Genomic DNA, 23,411 nt, shown 5'->3' on the forward strand with positions numbered 1-23,411 from the left:
CCTTATTTTACGCTAGTTATCATGCCAACCCATTGATTTTGATCATACATCAAATATTGAACATGAAGATGAATCTTTTTTCTCCCAGACTTGGTCTTTATTGTAATGGGATAAATGAAGTAGTAAATATCTCCTTCAGCTTCTATTTCAGCTTTTTCTGGAAATTCAACTGAGTATTTATATTGATTAGCTATTTCCTCTATCTTCACAGTTAATCTTGTGATGATGTCTTTTATTGACTCTCCATATATTGGTTCAAAACTCAAAGCTTTCAATTCTTTTTTAAATGCAGAAATGCTTTCACTATACCTTCTTTTTTTCTGTTGTTCTTTTCCTCTTGTTGTCACGGGTTATCTTTATGCTAAAATAGTATTTAAACCTAGAAGTAATTAAGGGTGGTAATAAGAAGTTGATAGAGTTCCCTTATTTTTCTTTGGTATTCATTAGAGATTTCTTGCTCTTTTATTGCTCTACTTCCTTCTTGTTCAATAGTATTGATTGTATTTGAAATAGTATTGTTTAAAAGTATATGATCAAAGTAAAATGTTTTTGATGCTGCCAAATAACATATGAATGGTAATGCATATTCAATGAACTCATTTACTTTATCTGATAATTGGAAGGCCCTTATAGCGTTCTCTCTTTTAACATTTTTTGCCCATGGATATTTTATCTTTATTTCTTCCATAAGTTTACTATCATATGCTATATCATTTATTATAACTAAATCATCAGTATTTTTCTCTTCTATTCGTTTATTAGCTAAATCTATTATAAATGGTGAAAAATCCACCTTAAATAGATCTAAATTCGAGAAAGTAGGGTATTCCGTAAACTTATTGGAAAGAGAATATTCTTTGATTTTATCGTAAACATAATCTATATTTTTACTTAAAATATCATATTTAATGGGTTCGTTGATTAATTTAGCTGACATGCCATATATTGTTATGATGTCAGTCCAAATCAATGCCTCGAAAGCTTGATTGAGTTGCGGGCTTTTTACAAACATTATTCTCTTGGTTAGATACTTTCTTGGCCATTCTCTAAGTTTATGGAGAATAGGTGGTTTTGAATAGTATAAACTTTCAAAGTATCCACCGTTAAACATCCTATAAATTTTTATTGCTGCTTCCCTATCAATTCCCAACTTCTCAGTAAATGTAATAAAATTCATAAGGTACAGTAGGAAATGGTAATAAAAAGAGTTACCTTTTACTTATATATCCTTTCTCTACCAACAACTCAGCAGCTAATATTCCTCCTCCCGCAGCTCCTCTCACAGTGTTGTGGATTACTGAGACTAACCTTATAGTTCTCCTATTAATTTGAGTTAGCCTCCCTACTACTACGCTCATTCCAGGTGGCTCTCCAGCCCACCTATCGAAATAAACTTGAGGTCTTGTATCTTGATTGGTTAAAAGTATAGGTTTTTCGGGAGCAGTAGGCAAGTTTAATTTTTGGGGCTCTCCGCTAAAGCTATCTAAGCTTTCCCTAATTTTTTCTATGCTAATATCTTCTTTAAATGTAACGTAAATTACTGCGTAATGGCCATGAATAGTAGCAACTCTATGAGTTGTTGCGCCTAGGGATATGTTATCCTGATCAATAGTCCTTTTAGTTTCATTTAAGATTCTACTAACTTCCTTCACGAGCTTATTATCGTAATTATCACCTAAAGGCAATACGTTGTCTACTATATCTAGTGAGGGTATTCCGGGATATCCTGCACCAGAAAGCGACTGTACAGTAGTTATAAATGCTCCATCCATTTTGAAGTTCATATATATAGGTGCTAAAGGTATTGCAGCACCTTGAGCAGCACAAAGTGGCGTAGTGAGTATGAACCCCTTCCAATCACGTTTTCTTTTTTGCTCATCAATTAGGGCTATGGTATGTGGATTTATTTCTGGTATCAGTAATGGCACGTCTGCATCAAACCTGTGATCTGGAGAATTACTTATTACTGGGAATCCATGTTTAGCGAATTCTTCCTCTACTGGGCCAGCAGCACCTTGAGGTAAGGGAGAGAAAACAATATCTACATCATCCATTAATTTTGGATCAGTAGGTTTCACTTCCATGTTTGCTATATCTTTTGGAATTTGGCCTATAGTTTGCCATCTTACTACCTCTCCATAAGGCTTCCCTATAGAACCTCTCCCTGCTAAATATGAAACTTTAATGTAAGGATGATTCGATAACATCCTAACATATTCTATTCCTACTAAGCCAGTGGATCCTAATATTGCTGCTTTAAGGATCCTTCTCATTTTTATTCAGTATAAAATATGATGCTCCTGGAATATAAACTTATTTAGAAAGTATAAGCTATAGTATTTTGGAGTCAATTATATATAAAACTGAATATAGATCTAAATCAATATAATAGTAGGTAGCATAAGTTACTTGAAGCTTTATCTGAATTTTATTTGTGTTCTTTAAAAAATTCCGTGATTTTCTACCCAGTATACTCCGTATTCAAATTAAAGATAGGGTGCTGAATATGTATTTTAAGCCAAAAGCGAAATTATCTTAAGTAGCAATTAACTGAAAGTGATTCTCAGAAACTATTAAGAGGGAAAAATTTAAAAATAAGAATGAATTAAATTGAATTAAAGTGATAAAATTAGTAAGTATTAATGAGCCAGTACCATTGATTGGGCATATAGCATTTGGAATTATTGATAGGGGTACAAATTTACTTCAAATTAGGCCATTTAGCAATTGTCCAATGAGCTGTAAATTTTGTTCCGTGGATGCTGGGCCTAAATCCCGACATAGGAGGGTTGAATTCATTGTGGATGCGGAGCATTTGCTTAATTGGTCTAATTACGTTATAAGCAGGAAGATCCATAAGGTTGGTATATTAATTGACGGAGTAGGAGAGCCCATACTGCATCCAGATATACATAAAATAATTAGCGGGTTGAAAGAGAACGAAAAAGTTTTTGAAGTCGCAATAGAAACCCATGGACTTCCGTTAACCAGAAGTCTGATAAATAAACTAGCTAATTCTGGCTTAGATAGAATAAATTTGTCTATCGATTCATTAGATGAAGAAAAGGCTAGGCAATTAGCTGGGCATAATGGTTATAGTGTTAAGAGGGTAGTTGAAATGGCAATTTACGCTAAGCAGAATGGTATAGACGTTTTGCTAACACCAGTTTGGTTACCTGGAGTGAACGATAAGGATATGATAGAAATAATAAAGTTGGCTAAAGAAAATGGCTTTAGATTAGGTATCCAAAAGTATGTTAGACATCAAAAGGGTAGGAAGTTGCCCAACATTAATGAACCAAGTTGGAAAGAATTTTATAAGTTTTTAGATAATTTAGAGAAGGTCACTGATGTAAAACTGAAACTATCCCCTAGTGATTTCATGGTTGTTCAAGATGTAAGATTGGGCCCAATAATGGATGTTGGGGAAAAAGTTGTTGGAAGAGTCTTTAGTGAGGGTTGGATGTATAACGAGGTTTTAGTTATAGCTAAAAATAGAGTAGTTACAGTGACTGGTGTGGATGATTTGCCGGAAGGTATAGAAGTAAAGATTAAAATTACTAGGAATAAGGATGAAATTTATTTAGCTAAGATGGCGTAGCGATTATTGTCATTTCTGGATCCATTATGCTGAACTTCTTCCAAGAATACCCAGAAAGTATTTCTATTGGTGTCAGCCCTGCTTTTTTAAGTAGAGCAAGAATTTCATGGATACTGTAAAGTCTTTGTGCATAACTTATTTCTCCCACCTCCTTATTATCCATATAATATTTTCTATGTATTTTTAACCTGGAAGTTTCTTGTTCAAATTCCACTTTTGAATATACCAGATATGGTGGAATGAATGTGTAATATTCATTAGGTCTATTATATATTATATAGTCTCTATTATCCAGGTTAATAACTACAATCTTTTTAGTTACATTTCTTAAGGATTCAAGAACTTTTAGATCATCTTCCTCAGTATAATATCCTAAGCTATTATAAATATTAATAACAAGATCATACTTTTCATTACCTACGATTTCATTTAATCTTCTCATATCACCTACTACAAATTTCCCATTTTGAATATTAGACTTAGCCATAGCTATCATTCTTTCGGAAATATCTATACCAGTTACATCATACCCTCTTTTTGCCAAAAAGTAAGCTACCCTACCAACTCCACAAGGTACATCAAGGATTTTTTTACCCAATTTAAATTTATTTACAACTTCATCAATCCAACTAGCCCACTTCTCTCCTTCGTCCCAAACCTTTATCATCTCACGAACGTAAAAATCTGATTCAAAGACTTTGATCCACTCATCACTCATAGGTTTTATAAATGTTAAAGAGAGTTATTAATGTATGGTTCATCAATTTGTATTTATATTTCTCATATTATTCGTTTTTGCTCCCCTTCAACCCCATCAATACTTCACATATAACGTTCAGATAATTTATAATAACATTTTATATCTCTATACATATAATTACACTGTTATATCTACATCACCTCTATCATATAATTTTACAATACTCAATACTAATGGCAGTATAGTATATAATAGGGTCTTTACAACGTATAATTACTCGTTATTTCCACCAGAATTTGTTATAAATGGAACCGAAATTCAGAATTTGACACTAATTTCAGTTAAAATGGAGAATAACGTGAATGTTTCTATATATAAGGGATTCTTGGAGATGTATGGTACTCAAATTGTATTAAACTTAATATATCATAATAATATCCTATATCAGATAAATGGTACATCTAAAAACCTACAAATATACGTTTATGAAGTAAATACTGAAAATAACTCTCAGTCTCCTACAATATTCAGCTATTTGCCTTTGATAATCCTTCTTATCGCTATAATTGTTGCTGTTGTAGTTTTGATAAAAATAGGTAAAATTTAGATAATTAGAGGTAAAATTATTGGTATTACCAGCGTGAGTAATACCCCAGTAACCATTGCAGACAGAGCATACTCTTTTCCTAAAGTTTCTACGTATAGTGGTAATGTTGTATCCATTGCTGTAGCACCTCCCACAGCTATTGCTGATCTGGGTTCAAATTTTAACCTAAGTAATAAAGGAACTAAAATATATGTGAATTGTTCTCTTAGGAAATTTATTAGGAATGCAAGAGTACCTAAATACGGATTAGTTGAAACTGCTACTAATGGCCCTACATAACTATACCATCCACTAGCTAATGCAATAACTAATGCTACACTGAAATTAGTTATGCGCAATGCGAATATTATAACTGCTAACAAAATGTCACCTAAAATTGTAATCAAAATGGAGAGTAGGGAATCTTTACCGCTATTTAGGAGTATTTTCAAATTAAGATCTTTACCCATGATATACCCTAGTATTGAAGCTAACGCATATAACTCATAATTTACAAGGTTCACTAATAGGTTTACGGTGCTAATGTGAATAAATAGGCCTAATATCCAACCTATCACGAAAGGCGCCATATACTTTACTATTCCTCCTTTATCAGCACCTTCATACCTTATTTTCATGTTTTCACCCTTTTTTATCAAGATTTTTCTATTATAGAAATCTATGGTAATTCCAGAAAAGTATGTTATGAGTATTGATAATATGGAGAGGGCTAACGATGTAAAAATTATAGTTAGTACTTCATTAATTGTAATCTCTTCTCCAGCCCAGTAGGAAATTGTTAGTATTAACATCACCACTACAACATCCGTTATCCTTTCAACTCCTTTTATATATTTTACCTTACCAAACGCTAAAAATACTAAATATAATGTTATAAAAAATATTGCCTCGTTATTCACTCTTCTTCTCTGTTATCTACTTCTAGCTTCCTCCTCTATATATTTTTCAAGGATTTCATAATTTTTCGTCACAACATATATATATTTTGTATCTTTCTTATATATAGTAACTAACCCAAATTTCTCTAAAATTTCTATATGATATTTTACAGTAGAATAATTTAATCCCAGCTTTCTTGATAATTCGTATGCAGTTTGCGGTTTTTTTCTCAATTCATCTAAAATCTTCTTTCTTGTATTCCATCCTTTATTTTGGAAGACTTCATCTAATCTTAGTAGCATATGTTAAAATTTGTAAAGAGTGATAAAACCCTACGCGTTAGAACAAGCGTTCTAATCTCTTTTTGTACTAGATAAAATGAATTTTAACGAGAGTATCACTACTGGAATTACAAAAAATTGTGATAATGTTATAGATAATAATAGATTAATTATCACAAGTGACTTAACTAAACTGCTCATATGTAAAATAGAGAGAGGGTAGTTAATAAATTTAAAATTTAAAACTTAGATGTCTGGTAATACTTTTAATAAATAAAAATACTAGCAATAATATCATTGCAAGAGTACCAAAAGCATAAAAATCGTTATGGAGACCTAAAAGGAATAATATCAGTAATGGTATTGGTATGAAGATTTTTGCAAATGGATATCCATCAATAAACGCTCCTGCTAAAGCAGCAGGAATTAACGCTATGGGATAGAAGATAGCTACTATTAAAAGTATTATAATTATCAGTAAAAGTACTATATTTATGTTAATTCTTTGAGAAAGCATAGTCAAATATGTATTTGTTTTAGGAAGTTATAAAAGTTATAGCTTATCGAGAATTGAATGAAACTCCCTAATATGATCTCTGTAACTGCTGAAGAATCTAGATCTAAGTAATTCATTTTCTGTAATTTCAACCATTCCTTTATCTTCATAGAATAACTTTAATTTCAGTTTTACTTCACCTAATGGAGAAACCACTCTAGATCCTCCCCAGAAGTATTCCTCTTCTTGACTCCCTACTACGTTTACGAAAACAGTCCATACAGTGTTCATTAGTGAGTGTGCCTTTAATAAAGCATCCCAATTATCCTCTATTAGGAGTCTATCACTTAATTTTCGCATAGGTGATGCAGAGGGTATGAAGACAACATCAGCCCCCATTAATGATAACGCTTCTATTGGCTCTGGATGCCACGCGTCTTCACAGATTACTGCCCCAAACTTTACCCCATTATACTCGAAGATTTTTAGATCCTTTATTGGATCTCCTCTTTGAAAGTATCTTCTTTCCTCAAATAGACCATACGTGGGAAGATAGAATTTGTATACGTAATTAAGATTTCCATTAATGACAACTGCTAGAGAGTTTCTAAGAATTCCCTTTCTTACTTCCTTTATGGTTCCAAATATTGCACATTTTTTTGTCTTTTCAGCGATTTTCTCAACAGCCTTCTCCGCATCTTTGTATATATCATACGTTAAGTCCTTTATTATGTATCCAGTTAATGAGAGTTCTGGAAAGATTACACAGTCAGCGCTACTACTCTCTATTATTTTTAGGTGTTTTTCGTAATTTCTCTGTACGTCTCCGGGATGAGATCTGATCTGTGCTAATTCTACTTTTAAGCCCATCTTCTTGGGAACCTCCAATCTGAGTTTATTGCTCTTCCGCTTAATCTGAATATCTCTGGAGGTAATCTTTTATGTTGGGAATTTTTTACAAGTCTATCAACTTTCTTAACAACATCTATTGGAATACCTAGAATTTGCGCCACTTCATTTTCTTCCCTCATTTCATCAAATCTTAAGTATAAAATAGAGTCAATTGTCTCATAGTCTATTCCTAATTCTCCCTCGGCTGTCTGTCCTTCCCATAAGGCTGGAGAGCTTGGTTTGGTGACTATTCTGTCCGGTAATCCTAAACATTTTCCTAGCATTCTAACTTGTGTCTTATATAAATCACCTATGGGTAAGATGTCTACTCCTCCATCTCCATATTTAGTGAAATAACCTAGCAACAATTCACTTTTATCTCCAGTGCCAACTACTAAATAGTCTAACATCTGAGCATAAGCGTACAGAATTATCATTCTAGTCCTAGCTTTTATATTACCTATAATGTATTTATTGTCAGTCTCTATTTTATTTGCAAATAACTTCACAATATCATCTATATTAATTAATTTATACTTATCTTGTGCGTTTAATAACTTCACAATTTCAAATGAATCGTCCAAATCAATCTTTGGTGTTGAAGATGAGGGCATTAATAATATGAAGAAATTACTTGTAGCTTTAGCCAATAAGGTTGCAGTAACTGCTGAATCTATTCCTCCACTTACTCCTACTACTCCTCCTTTTTTGTTGCTAAATTCTAAATATTCCTTTATTCTCTCTACAATGTAGCTAGTAATTGTATCGCAGTCTACAGTTAATGATTTTTTGATATATTCTGGCATTACCATATGTGATAATATACGTTGATAAATAGAAAAAGTTTTTATGACGTCTAGCGGCGAGGTATAGTGATTTAACTCTGGTCATCTCTTATTAATTTAAATTTTTGTAAAAGATCGAATTTTGTTATTTTCTAGATATAGATCTTTTAGCATAGTTGACTATAGATCACCTATTATTTTCCAATATTATGTACTATATAATCTAATATCTCGTATTTGATTAAATCCCTATTTTCTACTGTAACTGTGTAAGTCTTTCCTTCAAGAAGCTTTTGGCTTCTATGTACTACACTTATCAATGGTTTCTCGCTGTTTAACATGATTTCAATCAGATCCCTAACAGAGCGTATCTTTAGTTCCATTGGCCCTATTTCATCTATGGCTAATACATCGGCCTTGCTAATGCTAGATAGTGTTATATTAGCTATTCTTTTAGCGTTCTCTTCCAATAATGTATATTTACCAATCTTTATCCTTCCTGGTTCATTTTCTTTAGCTAACCAATCTCTCTCATTTGTGGATATGTCAACTATTTGAAATCCTACTCTTCTTCCTTGTTCTCTAACTTCTGGGCAATAGAAGCCAGCCACCTTATAACTCCTATTAGTCAATTCTTTAACTAGAAAGAGTAATATCGTAGTTTTTCCAACTCCAGGATTGCCAGTTATGAAAACTCTTAGACGGCTCTTTATGCTCAAATTTTCCTGTACCTTGTTACTGATCTGCAAGGCACTTTTTAAATAATTTTCTTGATAAAAGCGCTCCTCCTTATGTAGAGGATAGCGTAAATTACAAAAATTCCACAAGATATGATAAAACCCATTATATCAATAGATACATATATTATATAAATCTCTATATATAAAATAAAAACTAATTTAACTATCCATTTGAGTTGCACGTCTTCCAAAAAGGTTGGAAAAGGTTTTTGTACCATAATCCTAATAAAAGTATCTGTATTAACAACTTTAAGCAGGATGGGATAGTGGGACTATTAGAAGTATATTCGAATCCAGAGAGGCCAGAAATATTATGCTCATTGGTTGATGACAAAGGAAATAAGAAAGAAATTATGCTTATAAAACTGCAAGATAATGGCGTTCATATATATAAAACTGAAGAACATTACATACTACCCCCTGTACCTCAAATAGATTCTTTGATAAGAGATGTAATAGAGGAAGTAGCAGAGGAATTAAAAGTGGATTCAATAGTTTATAATTACGGCGATATTGACACCAATTCAGAAACATTAAGGTTAAGTAATGAGTGGTTTGATGTCGAGAGATTAGCGTTAGCATCTTCAAAACATATAGCGTTATCTAGTGATGTTAATTCAAAAATAATAGTAGGGATTGTAAAGTTTTCTAACAATACATATGCTGCTACTGTTTTAAGAAGTGAGGATTCCTTTCCCATTCTTCAGATATTTATGGATATGTCTTACAATCCACCCTTAGTAAAAATATATAATGAATTGGGTCAAGTTATAGAATCTAGAAGGGAGAATATAGATAATTTTGAAGAGTATGTTAAGTCCTTAATAAACAACGAGGAAGAATATACTATAATTTACAGAGAATTTATAGAATATAATCTATCACCTGCAGAGAACTCTATCCAAAATGGTAAAAAAATCTATGCTGGTTGCATTTTCAAGTATTTAATAGGGTTTAATATAGGAAAGAAGCCCAATGTAATAAAGAAGCATAAGTTAAGTAGATTACTCAGAGCTATTCTCTACTTGGATAGAGTCTCTAACGACGTAGGAGTAGACATTGTTGTTGGAAATCCTTCAAGTATAGTTAATTTGAGTGAAGCTATAAGCAAGTTAAAGGCAAAGGTGAATAACATAGCAAGTAAGAAGTATGGATTAAATAACGTGCATTACTATGGCGTAAGTTCTGAGATTATAAAAGACATTAACATGGGTTCAAAGGACGTGTTAAATGTTATACCCATAGCCTTTATCATATTGGCAGATTCTAAAAAGAAATTTGAGGAATACGTTGAGAGAATAATAAGTGGTCCCACAGTGGATGGTTTAGAGTTATTAGATGAATACATTAGGCAGAATTTATCTAACACTTTCATAGCTTATTTGGCAAATTTAGAAGAAGTGTTAATATTGTATAACGACATTATTCAAGACTTAGATAGTAATGAGTCAGAATAATCTAGCTTACTTTTACATTTCATCAATAAAAATTTCAAACAATTGGTGGACTATTGGAAAAGAGGAGAGAAGAAATATAATCAATGAACTAGAATCTGTGGAGTCACAATTCAAGGATTCTCTAATATCATTAAAACGATATATCTCTCTGAGATATGATAGTGATATCATATATTGGGTAAGTTCTTCTGATACGTCAAAATTAGTAGATTTTAAGTATACCTTACTGTCTACGCTTAAAAATTTCGGTTATGAAACATTATCCTTGTTTTCGATATATAAGCCGTCTCCTTATACTAGAGGTAATTTTGACATCAAGAAGGTTCTTTCCTTAGAACCGCTAAAGTACTTTGTAGCATATCCCATGAAAAAGGACGTTAATTGGTATCTCTTATCATTTGTTGACAGAGAAAAAATCATGAAAGAACATATAGAAATAGCTAGAACTCATCCCAAGAATAAAGGAATAAGGTCATATACCACTTACTCCTTTGGGGTGGGAGATTACGAATTCGTAGTTGTTTATGAAATACCAGAAATAGAGAATTGGGTTGAAGTGGTAGAATCTCTTAGAGAAGCTAAGGCTAGGAAATGGATCACTAAAGAAGAACCCATATTAGTAGGTGAACTTAGAGGTCTAGAAGTGTTTTTAATGTGAGTATACCTATAATTGTCTTAGCGTCTTCAATCTTCTTTTCCTTTATCATGTTTATAGCTTCGCTTATATTTACTTTAAAAGGTTCTATTATTTCGTAGGGTTCCGGTTTTGCTCCAACGTATTTCAATTCCTCAGCTAGGTATAGCCTCATGTATTCTGTTGTAATACCAGGCGATGCGTAAAATCCTATTAACTCTGTAATTCTTCTCGCTTCAAACCCCACTTCTTCTAATAGCTCTCTTCTTGCTGTGGTTAAAGGATCCTCTCCTTCTTCCACCGTACCCGCGGGTAGTTCGTAGATCCATTTACCTATAACTGGTCTAAATTGTTTTATCAATATTATTGTATTATTGTCCACTCTAGGTATTATGACCACTGAACCTCTATGTTTTACGTATTCTAATTCTCTTTCATAACCGTTAGGTAACTTTACCTTTTCTAAGTAGACTTCAAATTTTTTACCACTAAATATTTTCATAAATTAATTTTTAGTTTTTCTCTTAAGAATTTTTCTCCTCTCCTAAGGATTTCCTCCCAATCTATCTTAAATAGTACAATTCCTAATCCAGTAAATACTATAATTGAAATTATGGAAAGTTCAACAGTATTTATTCCAATAAGGGATGCTATTAAACGTATCCCAGTAATTTCTATACTTATCTCTATCCCACTTTTTAGTATTTTTCCTAGTATCGAGATGGAAATCATTTTTAAAACTGAGATTTTAGCTATTCCCCCTGCAAGAAATATATAGTCGTCTAAGGGCAAAAATGGTAATACTGATAGTATAAGTAAACCTAAGTAAAATCCAAAGCTTTTACTGATCCTCTCTATAAGTTTAACGTTTTTATTGTTCTTAAGTGGTTTTCTTAACGCAATTCCAACCCCATACATGACCGATTTAGATATAGAGGCTCCAAGTCCGCTCACTATAATTGCTAACACTAAGGATAACGGATTCACCCCATACTTTAGTAATATTGATGCTGTGATTAGTGTATAGGGGGCCCCAAAGAACGGTGTAGCGTTTGTGATGAAGGAGATTACGAATATTACTATTAATTCTTGGGTCGGTATCATTACCAATACTACTGTGCCATTATTTTTAAGCGTTATGCAAGGAAGTTCATAAACATGAAAATTTTGTTACAAACAAATAAAGTTGGAGGGAAGATCGTAGCTATTAGGATAGATGGTAAGATGTTATATAATTATGCTCCAGAATACATCCCTTATGGAGTTAAGAACGTTACAATCGACGTTAATGACTTTATTCCCACCAAAGGAGATCACATAATAGAGTTAATAACGGAGAAAGGAGAATACATTAAGGCAAAGTTTACCGTTTAGCTCAATATTTTAGTTAAGTCAGTAAAGATTTTTTAGTGAAGGACTTTTTAATTTAACTAGTTGGAGTTCGGTGATACTGATGTGTGTATTCTGCAATATTATTGAAGGAAAAGATAAGGGATATATTGTGTATAACGATGATAAGGTAGTTGCGTTTTTAGATAAATTTCCAATTACACCGGGCCATACACTAGTAGTACCTAGATTACACTACGAGAATTTCTTGGAAATACCTAATGATAATTTACCATATTTATGTAACGCGGTAAAAAGGGTTGCAATAGCTGTCAAGAGAGCTTTGAACGCTGATGGTATAAGAATCCTGACTAACATTGGAAGAAGTGCCGGTCAAGTAGTTTTTCACTCTCATTTTCATATAGTTCCTACTTGGTCTCAAGATCCCGATATAATAAAAGATTTCGTTCCTAGAAAAGAGCAGTCAAAGGAGTATTACGAATACGTACAAAGAGCAATAATAGAGAGCTTAAAGAATATATAGAAGATAATATGATATAGTATATCAAAGGGTTTAATGATATGAGTATAGCGGAGGAACTGAAGAACCTATTTAGAGAGAACTTTCATGACGAGCTAGTTGAAAGATTATCTCATTCAGTGGATTTTGGATTTGTCCCAGAGCTAGTATGGTCTGGGATAAAAATTAACATTGTCCCAGATTATGTAGTTTATCCTAGATCCGTAGAGGATATAATTAACGTAGTTAGAATAGCATTAAAGTACAAGGTTCCAATAGTTCCCTATGGTAGAGGGACTAACAGGTATGGTAACGCGATACCAGCAGATGGCGGTATATTACTCGATTTCTCGAAAATGACTGATGTAAAAATAGATGAAACCAATAAGATGGCGATAGTTGAACCCGGTGCAACTTGGAAATTAGTTGACATTTACGCTCAGCAAAAAGGATTACAGCTAAGAACGTTTCCGTCATCTTATGATTCTACAGTTGGAGGGGGAATAGCTAGCGACAGTTTAGGGATAGGTTCTTACGAATACGGGTTTATTTCAGATAACGTAGGCTTCGTTGAAATGGTAAATCCTAAAGGAGAGTTAGTGAGGTTAGAGGGCAAGGACTTAGCGTTAGCTTGTGGAGCTGAAGGAACTACTGGTATAATAGTAAAAGCTGGAATAAAATTGAGAAATTTTGCTCCGACTGAGGCTATGGTAATATCCTTTGATAATTTAGATCAAATGATGCACGCAGTTGGCGAGTTTTATAGGGAAGTAATACCTGCTTGGCACGTTCAGGTTAGAGGGCCATACATCTCAACCTATATGGCTGAGAAGTATAAGGCACCTTTAGAGCCACATAGATGGAATATGATTATATTGTACCCGTCACCTAGATCGCCGTTGGTAGAACCCAAAATTTACAAGATTTCTCAATCTTATGGTGGAAAGGTTTTTGAGGGAGAGTGGACTGGCTGGTGGTCATTTAATCACGGTGTTGCTGCAGCTTTAAGAACACAAGGATTATTGATACATCAACACGGTTTAATACACTATACTAAACTTTTAGATTTGCTAAGAAATTTGGAAAAGACTTTGGGCAAGCTAGGAGATCTGTCACCAGATGGTGGATTTGATGTAGATATTGCGTTAGAAAGGAGAGAAGTCCTCTTAGTTAACGCATTTACTCAAATTTCAGTTAGTCCAGTAGATAAAAAGATCCTTTACGATTTAGCTAAAAACACATTGATGATGGACGAATTTGTAAAAGTAGATGGTTCTCTTTTGTCTGTAGGCATTTTTGCTCATAAATACACAAGGAACAGGCTTAGTAGTATGGGTAAAACTTTCAGTGACCTAGGAGTCGATAGATATGAGGTAATAAAGAAGTATAAAGAAGAGACTGATCCAGACGAAATTTTTAATCCTGGAAAACTCTTTGATCCTAAAAATAGAGCTAAAGGAGTTCTAGAGATTCCGAGAAGGCAGCAAGAGGCCTTGAATTTTAGGTTTGCAATAGGTTTTGTCAAAAGATTATCGCCAGGCGGAGAAGTGGAAGGATTCAGACACGTTAGGAGATATTTAGAGGATTTTGCCGATTACAGCCTTATGTGTATAGATTGTGCAATGTGTGTTACTGTATGTCCTCAGTATAGGTTAATTCCACAATGGCCTTATGCTCCAAAAGGTATGTTCGACTTCGTTAGAGGAGCAATTGCATATTATGAATTAAACGGTTCGATAGATATACCCGATAGCGTAATTGCAGAGATATCTGGTTGTCATAAATGTGGTCTTTGTGATGGTGTGTGTCCAGCAAGGATCCCAATATCTACATTGTTAATTAGACTAAATAGTTTAGTAGCAAAGAAATTGCCTGAAGAACCAGCAGTAGAATTGTCGATCTTATCGGATCCTGATTTAAATACTGTTAATGACCAAAGTAGTCAATTTGTATTGTGGATTGGCAAGAATATGATAAGTAACCCGGCAGTTGCAATAACTGCAATGAAAATACTTAAAAGAATGGGCTTAAAGGTTAAGGTGATTGGTACATCTGCGGATAGTGGATTTCTAGACTACATAAGCGGAAATGGTAATAGATTTTTAGAGAAGATGAGACAGAACTTAAATACTATTAATAACGCGCTAGAAATAATTACAATTACCCCTGAAGATTACAGGACTTTTTCTACAGCCTATAAGGATTATTCGAAGCTAGCAGGAGCTGAGACGTATTTTGAAGTAGTGCCACTGGAAGTTAGGCTTCTCAAGTCAATTACGATTGATGGCGGTAATGAGAATGTGAACTTGCATGTAGCGTGCTTCTCTTCTGAGTATGCTGATGAAGTAATAAAAAGATTGAATGAGAAGGGATTCAGAGTTAAGAAGATCGAAGGTTGTTCTGGTGCAATATTAGAGAAGAGTTTAGGTAGGAGAGCTGATCTGATGGCTAAAGCAATAGGTGAAAGATATGGAAAAATAGTAACTTTATGCCCATTAGCGGCTGCTAAGTTTAGAAGTGTTGGGGTAGATGCTATAACTCTAATAGAATTCCTTGCTCAAAAATTAGGAATACAGAGCCAACAATATCAAGTAGTTTCATTTCAACTAGATGAGAATAGTAAGGAACTCATAAAGAAAGAGTTAATCTCGACGATTCTAGGTTCTCTAAATGGGCAAGTTAACTTAATTGCAGACACTGCAGCCTTCTCTACTTCCGGTATCGATGAGTATAAGAAGATTATAGAACCAATAGTGGCTCAGATTATAGATAGTGTAGGCAAAACACTAGCTTCTAAACTAGTTAACACAATAAAACAAAAATCTTCAGAATTCTCAATCGATAAGGCAATTATAATAGCTGAATATCTAAAGGAGGTATCTAATATTTTGTCAACAGTGGAGTTAGATAAAGTCATGCAACCGTTTACGTCAGTGCTGAAAAGCAAGGTTACAGAGGAATATAACGAAAGTGTAATAGTTTCTGCAATAGTACAGCTTCTAAGAGATAATGTTGATAAACTGAAAACTATTATTGCAACTGAATTAAGTAAAAATTGATTGGATTTTAACTAGACGCTCATGTAATAGCTTTTTTACTTTTACTCATGATAATGGACTTTAGATTGTTAAAATTGGGAACTTATATAGTAAATTTCGTTTTACCTATAGTAGTTAAAATTTTTAATCAGAGCAATCAACTTAAGTACATTGAAAATTGCAGTAACCGATGAAGGAGAAATTGCAAGATCATTAGCCAGATTTTTAGGTAAGGATAATGAGATTGTTATAGTAGATAGTCCCTCAAAGGTTATGAAAGAGAGACCAGAGGCGATTATTCATACTTACGAGATACCCGCTGTGGAGAGTATCGGAAATCCTCCTCTAGCCTGGTCCTTTAATACTTGGTATGCCATTAACATAGCTAGAGCAGGTTCTAAGATAGGTAGTCTAAATGTATTCTTGTCAACTTTTCTAATTTATGATGGTAGAAAAGGTTTTTATAAAGAACATAATACTCCTAATCCTTTAAACTATTATGGTCTAACTAAATTGGTTGCTGAAACTAGTATTATCTCTTTAGGCAATTATTTAATTTTAAGGCTTGGTGCTCTATTTTCCTTGACATATAAGGGACTTTTACTTCCATTTATCAGAGCTTCGGCTATGGGAAAAATACTGAAATGTAATAAGAACTTCTTTCTCTCAGTTATTGATATAAATAGTCTAGCCAAAATAGTCAAAGTGTTGTTAGATAAAGAGGCTAGAGGAGTAATAAACGTGGGGAGTAATAGAGTATCTTTAGCAGATGTGTGTAGCTTTCTTTCTGACGTATTTGGAAACGAGATTATAACAATAGATGGTATGCAAAGGGATTTTTCTTTAGATAATTGGCTTTTACGAACATATAATATTAAAATTGATGCAAGAGAAAGTATAATGGGGCTAATTGAGCACAAGCTTCTTAACAACTAGGGAAAGAATACTTTTGCTCCTATCCTATTCTGATGAACCTTTAAGCGCTAGGGAAATAATGAAAAGATTAGATATTAGAAAGGAAAAAGAGGTTTATGAGCATTTAGAACATTTAGCTAAATCAAGTAAGAGAAAGGATTATGTATTGATCATAATTCCCGCTAGATGTAAGAGTTGTGGTTTCACATTTAATTCAGAAAAGATAAAAAGACCTACAAAGTGTCCAATATGTAAATCGGAAAAAATAGAATCACCAAAATTTTTAATTAGGAATAAGCAAAGTGAAAGCATATGAAAGCTGTATTTGTAGATTTAGGTGAAACATTAGTACACTTTAAGCCTAGCTATCATGAGAATGTTGCAAATGCTTTAAGAGAAATAGGTTATAATATAGATGAAAAAAGAGTCTTCAGAGCTGTTGCTAAAATTTTAGGTAATCATCATTATCCTAGTCCAGAATATGGCGGTCTTTCAGCTCTTGACTTTAGGGAACTATTTTATGAGCTTAATTTATTTCCAGATAGAGAAATAATAACTAGGCTTAATAATAAAAATCTTTTATCTGGAGAATATGAACTTTACGACGATGCAATACCTTTCCTTGAAGAAGTAAAAGAATTAGGCCTAAAGGTAGTTCTAGTAAGTAATGCAACTAGAAATATTTATAAAATCATAGAAGACCTAAATATAAAGAAATATTTTGATGGTATTGTAGCATCTTGCGATTTAAACGTTATGAAGCCTCATCCAAAAATCTTCACCTATGCTATGAACATAGCAAAAGGTTATGGTATTCACATAGGCGATATATACGAAATTGACGTAATAGGAGCTAAAAGAGCAGGACTTGATGCTATACTCCTTGATAGGCGTGATTTTTACCCAGAAATAAATAAAAATAGGGTGAAGAATTTATTCGAAGCATTAGAGTTAGTAAAAGGGAAATTGAAAAATTTATAGAAAAATACTCGAAACCCCATCCAAACCCCAAATATGAGTTAGAGCAATATATAACCCCTTCATCAATAGTGGCTCAAATTGTATGGCATGCCTACATTTCTGGACACATAAGTGGTAAGAAAGTAGCCGACTTAGGATGTGGCACTGGAGTCTTTTGTTTAGCTATTTCCCTCTTAAACGGGTATTGTACTTGCATAGAAATAGATTTGGAATCTTTAGAAGTAGTTAGGAACTTAAAATATGAATTAGGACTGGAGATGGATTTAATCAATGCTGATGCAACAAATTTCACGGGGAAATTCGATACTGTGATACAAAATCCTCCATTTGGAGTAGTGAGGAGAGGAATTGATTTAGAGTTTTTAAAGAGCGCATTTAATATAGCGAATGTTATTTACTCAATTCATAAATCTAATACTAAATCCAGAGAAATTATTGCCAATCTTGCCAAAGAGAATGGATTTAAGGCAGAGGTGATATCAGAGAGATATAAGCTTAAACCATATTATCCTTGGCATAGGGAGAAGATTTATGAATATTTAGTCGATATTTACTTCTTTTCTAAGTTGTCCAGATAATATTTTATCTAAGATCTCTATTACTCCTAAACCATTGGGTTTTTCGGTAACTATATCAGCCATTTCCTTAACTTGTGGTATTGCGTTAGCTACGGCCACCTTTATATCAGCAATTCTAAACAACGCATAGTCGTTCTCACTATCTCCTAGAGCGACAATCTTTCCTTTAAATCCTATCAGTTGCTTAAATTTCATTACTCCCACACCCTTGTCTACACCTTTAGGTAATATCATTGCATCGTTTCTATTTACCTCTATCTTACCATACTTTTCAATCTCTCTTATTGCATCTAATTTTGTGCCAAAGCCATCAAGATATATTATAACCCTACCCAGAGAGTATTTGATTTCCAGTTGATTTAATATCTCAATAATTTTCTTCCTATCTTTTTCAAACCAATTATCGTCACAGAGTACAAATTCTTTGTTGTTATATAGTATTAGGGTTCCGTTTTCTAAGATCCACGCAGTGGGTTTTAGTCCTATAGCTAGCTTATCTATGAACCTCTTCTCTCTTCCAGTCACTACAATAAATTTATATTTTTTTGAAAATTCATTCACCTTTTGTACTACTGAAGGAGAAATTACAAAGTTATTCTCCTCATTAGCCAATGTTCTATCGTAATCTGAGGCTACTAAGATATCAACTGAACTCATACCCAAGTTTAGTTAGTACCTCCTTCATTTTTAAAGCATCCCTTTCTAATTCGGGGCTCTCACATATTAATGTTATTGAAAGATTATCTCTTTTCAGCAATTCTTTAGCTAAAGGCTCAAAAGGTGGAGCATTAGCGTCTATTGGAACGTGCTCATCAACATATTTTCCGTTTCTAAAAACTAGAGATTCGAAATGCGAATTTATATGTGTTAAACCTAACTCACTGATTAACCTATCTATGATTTCTCCATAATCTATCTTTCCGCCTTGTCTGGCAAAAGTGTGTGCCCAATCTATGTAGGGTATTACGCCGTTTAGCTCCTTAGAGATCGAAATTACTTCATCTAGAGTTCCAAACGCTGTTTCCTTAGCCATTGTTTCAACGCCGAATTTGACGTTTTTTATGCCCATTTCTTTAGCCTTATCTATGACATCTCCCAATTCAGTTTTTACTTTTTGGTAGCATTCCTCAGGTTCCATTTTTCCATAAAACGCTATATGAATAGCTATGGCATCTGCGCCCATTAGTTCAGCTCTATCTGCAGTATCCAGGATTCTTTGCTTTGACGCCTCTACTTTTTCCTTTTCCTCTGAACAGAGGTTTATAAAATATGGTGCGTGTACAGATAATCTTATCCCTAATTCTTTAGCGACTTGCCCAGTCTCTTCAGCAGTTTCTCTACTCATTCTTACGCCTTGAACAAACTCGACTTCCATCGCATTTAAGCCCAACTCTTTAACAGTCTTTATTCCGTCTATAGTATTCTTCTTCTTGGCAGAATGTGGAACCCCAGCTGGACCTAAGTAAATCTTTACCATATAACTAATCTTTTCATAGAACTTATTTAAGCATCTACAGACATTGAGAGGTGGGTTTCTTCATCTCTTAGGATTCTTCCTATATTTTCGTCATTAACGTCAAAATTCTCTTTATAAAAGTTTATAGCATTTCTCTCAACGATTTCATTAACTCTTTTTACAGCTTTAATGCCAAATACGGATATTATGATGCCAAGCAATATGAAAGCGTAATAAAGAGGTTTCTCAAAGATCGACCTTCTATATTTCTGAAAATATCTCCAATGTGAAATTTCGTTCTCGTATGATTTCTCAAAGAACTTATATCTTATTGAGAATCCCTTATCTAATCCAGAAGCAGACGCTTCCCCCAATAGAGCTAACTTATACTTGTCCATGAGATACAGATGGTGCTATAGGGTAAAAATAAATGTTAAGAAAAAATTATTACTTTAACCTTGAATAGGCCTTTAGTAGTTCCAATCCACTGGTAATTCCTCTTTTACCCTCTGGCATATCTAAATTAGTAAAGAATTCCTCGGTCTCTTTTTCTGAATTAATTCCAATAAGTGGTATGACTTCTGCTAGTCGCCTTCCAAGTATTCCAGTTCCCTTATAGGCTTCTCTCATGAAGTTAATGTGCATTTTAATCCAGCTTAATACAGCACTTCTAGCATGAGGATTATATGAGGCTACACTTAAAACGTATGGAATATCTTGCTTCTTTACATCTCCGCTTAATATTAGACTTAAACTATTTCCTACTAAGTAAGGTTTTCTAAAGGATAAGAGAGCAGTTAAGTATCTGAGTTTCTCCTCATCAAAATTCTCCTTCCTATATCTCCCCAATAGCTCATCAATAGCGTTTTCCTCATATGTTATCGCGTAAGCTACTGCAACTCCTTGTTTTATGTCAGAGTTTAAATTATCATAAAATCTAAATAACTCTGAAAGCCCTAGGGAAAAGTCATCATCCATCATAGCAAGTCTATAGAGAATATTAGAATAAGTTAGTTTACCTAACTCGTCTGTACTATTCCTCCAATTCTTTAGTTGAATTCTGTGAAACTCCTTTGCAATTCCTTGATATTTATCTGGGTTGATAGCATATAATGTAAATAATTCGTTTGAAAGTTCATTTACTGGTAAGAAATCTCTATCGTTAAAGAACCTAGATACTATTTTTTCATATTCGCTATAGCTTACCTTGCCAGCTATTAGGAAAGCCCAGTAGTCATTTATAATACCCCATTTATCAAGTTCAGAAAGCTTACTGTTAAACATTAGATCTGTATTGTAAAGAACTCTATAAAATCCAGTCCTATTTATGTTAACCTTTATGCTTTTTACATTCTCTCCAACATCTATGACATCTCTTTCCTTATCGAGTAAATGAGTTATAACTCTTCCGTTAATTTCAATTGTAAGCGGTATTTTGTAAACCAAATTCTCAACATTTCCTATTAATGAAAATCTCTCTTGTTCAAGGATAATACGAGTTCCAGAGATGCTTATCCTTACCATCGGATAACCAGGTTTAGTTATCCAATCAGCCATTATTGGTGAAATGTCAGATCCATAAGCTTCAGATATGGAATTCCACAAATCAGATCCTTGCGCATTTGAGTAAGAGAATTTCTTTAAATAGTTCACAACACCTCTTCTGAAGTTCTCCTCGCCCACATAAGCCTCAATCATTCTGAGAATACTCGCTCCCTTACCATAACTAATATCATCGAACATCTGCTCAATTTCGTTGGTATCCTTAACGTGAGCTTCTATGGGATGGGTAGTAGATAAGGAATCTTTCTCTAATGCTCTAGAAGTTTGATTTAAAACAAAATAGCTCCAGAAGTTCCAAGTAGGGTAAATGTAAGAAATTGCCTTATGGCTCATGAATGTTGCGAAGCTTTCGTTTAACCACAAATCATCCCACCACTTCAAAGTCACCAAATTACCAAACCACTGATGAGCCAACTCATGAGCAACAACCTCAGCAACCCTAAACCTCTGATAAACAGAAGAAGAATCATCAGCCAACAAAGCAGTCTCCCTAAAAGTAATAGCCCCCCAATTCTCCATAGCGCCATAAGCAAATTCTGGAATAGCAATCAGATGTACTTTTGGTAATTGGTAAGGTATTTCGTAGTATTTCTCGTAGAAGTCAATTACCTTTCTAGCTACATCCATTGAAAATCTCCCTCTCTGTACTTTCCCCGGTGTGGTTGCAACTATTATTGTTGGCCTCTTACTCTCATCCACAATCTCCTCAAACTCACCAATCCCCAAGTATAAGAGGTAAGTTGACATCCTAGGAGTCTCTTGAAAATGATAAACAACCTTACCCCCACCACTATCCTCAACACTCTCAACAGGCATATTAGATATCACCCTCAAACCCCTATCAACCCTAACACTCAACCTAAACCTAGCCTTCAAAGCGGGATGATCAAAACAAGGAATAAAGTCTCTAGCGTGTGTTGCTTCGAATTGAGTACTAATTACATATCCCTCTTTATATGATGCTTTATATATACCTACAAGTCTCTTTTCAGAAACCTTTCCTTTGAATTCAACTTCCAAATTACCAGAAAAACTACCTGTTTTTATTAGAACTTTGTTTTCATCTTGATGAAATTCAACTTCCTTTCCATTTACCTTTACTTTAGTTAATTTAAGACCCACCGCATCTAACGATACGGTATCTTCGTCGCTTTCCATTTCAATTTTTTCATACCCTTCATAATCTCCACTTTGAAAATTGAAGTCCAGAAAGATCTCGTATCTATTTACTTTCATGTAATTTCATGTTGTAAAGTGGCTTAAAGTGTTTTCTATGTGCCTATTACTTAACCTAAAAATACTTTCCAATCTGACTAATGCAGAAAAAACGAGTGAACTTGCTGTTTAAAAATATTATGATCTAATGCCTCAAATATGCTGAGGAACTAACATCAGCTATTTTCTATATAAATATTGCTGTACTACTTTTACAATCTTATATAAAAATTCTTATAAATAATCTATATTAATCATATGGTTTTATATATGTCATATATTGAAAGATAAAATGTAATGAGAAAAGGATTAAGTAATTCTGTAACTGTCATGATAGTACTTATAGCATCCGTAATACTGACAGTAATATTAATTAGCATTGTATTTAATTATCTGGGATATTTTAGTGGTACTACTGGGGAAATAAGACAAATCGGAACAGCCCTCATTACGCAAAACGGAGAGCTAAATGTCACAATAATGAATACTTTTAGAGACGCCCAAATTGTTGAGGTCATGTATAATAACACTTTATATAAAGTCAATCTTCAATTGGCTGTGGGCCAACAAACTTACACTATTAATACCGGATTTAAATTTCCTTCCGGTGTTCAATCAGTTACAGTAATCCTAGTAGTTGTAACGCCACAGAATACAATTTACCTACCGGTTACTGCTCAAGTTGTAAGTGGTTAGATCTATCTCTCCATTTTAAGTTTTTTATTATTCCTAATGCAAATCTGAA

The 23,411-nt window shown here is 33.6% G+C and carries 29 protein-coding genes; 12 read left to right on the forward strand and 17 right to left on the reverse strand.

Going from position 1 to position 23,411, the window contains the following annotated elements; translation table 11 throughout:
* Window positions 1-2: 2 nt before the first annotated feature.
* The 3 genes from V6M85_RS05515 to asd are packed head-to-tail and all read right to left on the reverse strand — an operon-like array spanning window position 3 to window position 2,273.
* Window positions 3-347 (reverse strand): hypothetical protein, encoded by a 345-nt coding sequence (locus V6M85_RS05515; protein WP_338604012.1) that lies wholly within the window; start codon window positions 345-347, stop codon window positions 3-5.
* A 32-nt stretch (window positions 348-379) separates the two neighbouring features.
* Window positions 380-1,177 (reverse strand): hypothetical protein, encoded by a 798-nt coding sequence (locus V6M85_RS05520; RefSeq protein ID WP_338604014.1) that lies wholly within the window; start codon window positions 1,175-1,177, stop codon window positions 380-382.
* A gap of 31 nt (window positions 1,178-1,208) precedes the next feature.
* Window positions 1,209-2,273 (reverse strand): aspartate-semialdehyde dehydrogenase, encoded by a 1,065-nt coding sequence (gene asd / locus V6M85_RS05525; RefSeq protein WP_338604017.1) that lies wholly within the window; start codon window positions 2,271-2,273, stop codon window positions 1,209-1,211.
* A gap of 347 nt (window positions 2,274-2,620) precedes the next feature.
* On the opposite strand from asd, the gene V6M85_RS05530 reads away from it, so the two are divergent.
* The gene (locus V6M85_RS05530) at window positions 2,621-3,601 is read left to right on the forward strand and encodes a radical SAM protein (RefSeq protein ID WP_338604019.1); all 981 of its coding nucleotides are present in this window, start codon (window positions 2,621-2,623) and stop codon (window positions 3,599-3,601) included.
* Here V6M85_RS05530 and V6M85_RS05535 read toward each other — a convergent pair.
* Window positions 3,588-4,319: a class I SAM-dependent methyltransferase gene (locus V6M85_RS05535; RefSeq protein ID WP_338604022.1), complete on the reverse strand. Its 732-nt coding sequence runs from the start codon at window positions 4,317-4,319 to the stop codon at window positions 3,588-3,590. The two genes, V6M85_RS05530 and V6M85_RS05535, sit on opposite strands and share 14 nt — an antisense overlap.
* Before the next feature lie 34 nt (window positions 4,320-4,353).
* Here V6M85_RS05535 and V6M85_RS05540 point away from each other — a divergent pair, with 34 nt between their 5' ends.
* Window positions 4,354-4,908 carry a hypothetical protein gene (locus V6M85_RS05540; RefSeq protein WP_338604024.1) on the forward strand — a complete coding sequence of 185 codons (555 nt, stop codon included), beginning with the start codon at window positions 4,354-4,356 and terminating at the stop codon, window positions 4,906-4,908.
* Here V6M85_RS05540 and V6M85_RS05545 read toward each other — a convergent pair.
* The 7 genes from V6M85_RS05545 to V6M85_RS05575 all read right to left on the reverse strand — a co-directional run bounded on the left by V6M85_RS05545 (window position 4,905) and on the right by V6M85_RS05575 (window position 8,989).
* Window positions 4,905-5,807, reverse strand: coding sequence for a lysine exporter LysO family protein (locus V6M85_RS05545; protein ID WP_338604027.1), 903 nt, complete (start codon window positions 5,805-5,807; stop codon window positions 4,905-4,907). The genes V6M85_RS05540 and V6M85_RS05545 overlap by 4 nt on opposite strands.
* 12 nt (window positions 5,808-5,819) lie before the next feature.
* On the reverse strand, window positions 5,820-6,089 hold the full coding sequence (locus V6M85_RS05550) for a winged helix-turn-helix domain-containing protein (RefSeq protein WP_338604029.1): 270 nt from the start codon (window positions 6,087-6,089) through the stop codon (window positions 5,820-5,822).
* A gap of 51 nt (window positions 6,090-6,140) precedes the next feature.
* Window positions 6,141-6,269 (reverse strand): hypothetical protein, encoded by a 129-nt coding sequence (locus V6M85_RS05555; RefSeq protein ID WP_338604032.1) that lies wholly within the window; start codon window positions 6,267-6,269, stop codon window positions 6,141-6,143.
* A gap of 31 nt (window positions 6,270-6,300) precedes the next feature.
* Window positions 6,301-6,591: a hypothetical protein gene (locus tag V6M85_RS05560; RefSeq protein WP_338604035.1), complete on the reverse strand. Its 291-nt coding sequence runs from the start codon at window positions 6,589-6,591 to the stop codon at window positions 6,301-6,303.
* Between the two features lie 30 nt (window positions 6,592-6,621).
* A complete protein-coding gene (locus V6M85_RS05565; protein ID WP_338604038.1) occupies window positions 6,622-7,434 on the reverse strand; it encodes a nitrilase-related carbon-nitrogen hydrolase in 813 nt (270 codons plus the stop codon).
* Complete coding sequence (locus V6M85_RS05570; RefSeq protein WP_338604638.1) at window positions 7,425-8,261, reverse strand: NAD+ synthase; 837 nt, start codon at window positions 8,259-8,261, stop codon at window positions 7,425-7,427. The genes V6M85_RS05565 and V6M85_RS05570 overlap by 10 nt, the downstream gene beginning before the upstream one ends.
* 173 nt (window positions 8,262-8,434) lie before the next feature.
* A complete protein-coding gene (locus tag V6M85_RS05575; protein ID WP_338604041.1) occupies window positions 8,435-8,989 on the reverse strand; it encodes an NTPase in 555 nt (184 codons plus the stop codon).
* A gap of 257 nt (window positions 8,990-9,246) precedes the next feature.
* Between V6M85_RS05575 and V6M85_RS05580 the strand changes: the two genes are divergently transcribed.
* A complete protein-coding gene (locus tag V6M85_RS05580; RefSeq protein WP_338604044.1) occupies window positions 9,247-10,437 on the forward strand; it encodes a hypothetical protein in 1,191 nt (396 codons plus the stop codon).
* Window positions 10,424-11,095 (forward strand): chlorite dismutase family protein, encoded by a 672-nt coding sequence (locus tag V6M85_RS05585; RefSeq protein ID WP_338604047.1) that lies wholly within the window; start codon window positions 10,424-10,426, stop codon window positions 11,093-11,095. The genes V6M85_RS05580 and V6M85_RS05585 overlap by 14 nt, the downstream gene beginning before the upstream one ends.
* Here V6M85_RS05585 and V6M85_RS05590 read toward each other — a convergent pair.
* Together V6M85_RS05590 and V6M85_RS05595 are read right to left on the reverse strand one after the other, a co-directional pair.
* Window positions 11,067-11,573, reverse strand: a complete 507-nt coding sequence (locus tag V6M85_RS05590; protein ID WP_338604049.1) for an NUDIX hydrolase — start codon at window positions 11,571-11,573, stop codon at window positions 11,067-11,069. The genes V6M85_RS05585 and V6M85_RS05590 overlap by 29 nt on opposite strands.
* Complete coding sequence (locus tag V6M85_RS05595) at window positions 11,570-12,175, reverse strand: hypothetical protein (RefSeq protein WP_338604052.1); 606 nt, start codon at window positions 12,173-12,175, stop codon at window positions 11,570-11,572. The genes V6M85_RS05590 and V6M85_RS05595 overlap by 4 nt, the downstream gene beginning before the upstream one ends.
* 54 nt (window positions 12,176-12,229) lie before the next feature.
* Between V6M85_RS05595 and V6M85_RS05600 the strand changes: the two genes are divergently transcribed.
* From V6M85_RS05600 to V6M85_RS05630, 7 genes are all read left to right on the forward strand, one after another.
* Window positions 12,230-12,445: a hypothetical protein gene (locus tag V6M85_RS05600; RefSeq protein WP_338604054.1), complete on the forward strand. Its 216-nt coding sequence runs from the start codon at window positions 12,230-12,232 to the stop codon at window positions 12,443-12,445.
* Between the two features lie 79 nt (window positions 12,446-12,524).
* Complete coding sequence (locus V6M85_RS05605) at window positions 12,525-12,944, forward strand: HIT family protein (RefSeq protein ID WP_338604056.1); 420 nt, start codon at window positions 12,525-12,527, stop codon at window positions 12,942-12,944.
* Window positions 12,945-12,982: 38 nt separating this feature from the next.
* Window positions 12,983-15,979 carry an FAD-binding and (Fe-S)-binding domain-containing protein gene (locus tag V6M85_RS05610; RefSeq protein ID WP_338604058.1) on the forward strand — a complete coding sequence of 999 codons (2,997 nt, stop codon included), beginning with the start codon at window positions 12,983-12,985 and terminating at the stop codon, window positions 15,977-15,979.
* Window positions 15,980-16,129: 150 nt separating this feature from the next.
* Window positions 16,130-16,894, forward strand: coding sequence for a sugar nucleotide-binding protein (locus V6M85_RS05615; protein ID WP_338604060.1), 765 nt, complete (start codon window positions 16,130-16,132; stop codon window positions 16,892-16,894).
* Window positions 16,869-17,189, forward strand: a complete 321-nt coding sequence (locus V6M85_RS05620) for a transcriptional regulator (RefSeq protein ID WP_338604062.1) — start codon at window positions 16,869-16,871, stop codon at window positions 17,187-17,189. Before V6M85_RS05615 ends, V6M85_RS05620 begins: the two co-directional genes overlap by 26 nt.
* Complete coding sequence (locus tag V6M85_RS05625; RefSeq protein ID WP_338604065.1) at window positions 17,186-17,854, forward strand: HAD-IA family hydrolase; 669 nt, start codon at window positions 17,186-17,188, stop codon at window positions 17,852-17,854. Before V6M85_RS05620 ends, V6M85_RS05625 begins: the two co-directional genes overlap by 4 nt.
* Before the next feature lie 68 nt (window positions 17,855-17,922).
* Complete coding sequence (locus V6M85_RS05630; protein WP_338604068.1) at window positions 17,923-18,432, forward strand: METTL5 family protein; 510 nt, start codon at window positions 17,923-17,925, stop codon at window positions 18,430-18,432.
* On the opposite strand, the gene V6M85_RS05635 is transcribed toward V6M85_RS05630, so the two are convergent.
* Genes V6M85_RS05635 through V6M85_RS05650 form a run of 4 tightly spaced genes read right to left on the reverse strand, consistent with a single transcriptional unit; the run spans window position 18,394 to window position 22,687 of the window.
* Complete coding sequence (locus V6M85_RS05635; RefSeq protein WP_422398121.1) at window positions 18,394-19,089, reverse strand: phosphoglycolate phosphatase; 696 nt, start codon at window positions 19,087-19,089, stop codon at window positions 18,394-18,396. The two genes, V6M85_RS05630 and V6M85_RS05635, sit on opposite strands and share 39 nt — an antisense overlap.
* On the reverse strand, window positions 19,076-19,909 hold the full coding sequence (locus V6M85_RS05640; protein ID WP_338604073.1) for a deoxyribonuclease IV: 834 nt from the start codon (window positions 19,907-19,909) through the stop codon (window positions 19,076-19,078). The genes V6M85_RS05635 and V6M85_RS05640 overlap by 14 nt, the downstream gene beginning before the upstream one ends.
* Before the next feature lie 26 nt (window positions 19,910-19,935).
* On the reverse strand, window positions 19,936-20,286 hold the full coding sequence (locus V6M85_RS05645; RefSeq protein ID WP_338604075.1) for a hypothetical protein: 351 nt from the start codon (window positions 20,284-20,286) through the stop codon (window positions 19,936-19,938).
* Between the two features lie 49 nt (window positions 20,287-20,335).
* Window positions 20,336-22,687, reverse strand: coding sequence for a M1 family metallopeptidase (locus V6M85_RS05650; RefSeq protein WP_338604078.1), 2,352 nt, complete (start codon window positions 22,685-22,687; stop codon window positions 20,336-20,338).
* Between the two features lie 276 nt (window positions 22,688-22,963).
* Here V6M85_RS05650 and V6M85_RS05655 point away from each other — a divergent pair, with 276 nt between their 5' ends.
* Window positions 22,964-23,362: a hypothetical protein gene (locus tag V6M85_RS05655; protein WP_338604081.1), complete on the forward strand. Its 399-nt coding sequence runs from the start codon at window positions 22,964-22,966 to the stop codon at window positions 23,360-23,362.
* Window positions 23,363-23,411: the final 49 nt, after the last annotated feature.

Source organism: Sulfolobus tengchongensis (assembly GCF_036967215.1).
Lineage (GTDB): Archaea > Thermoproteota > Thermoprotei_A > Sulfolobales > Sulfolobaceae > Saccharolobus > Saccharolobus tengchongensis_A.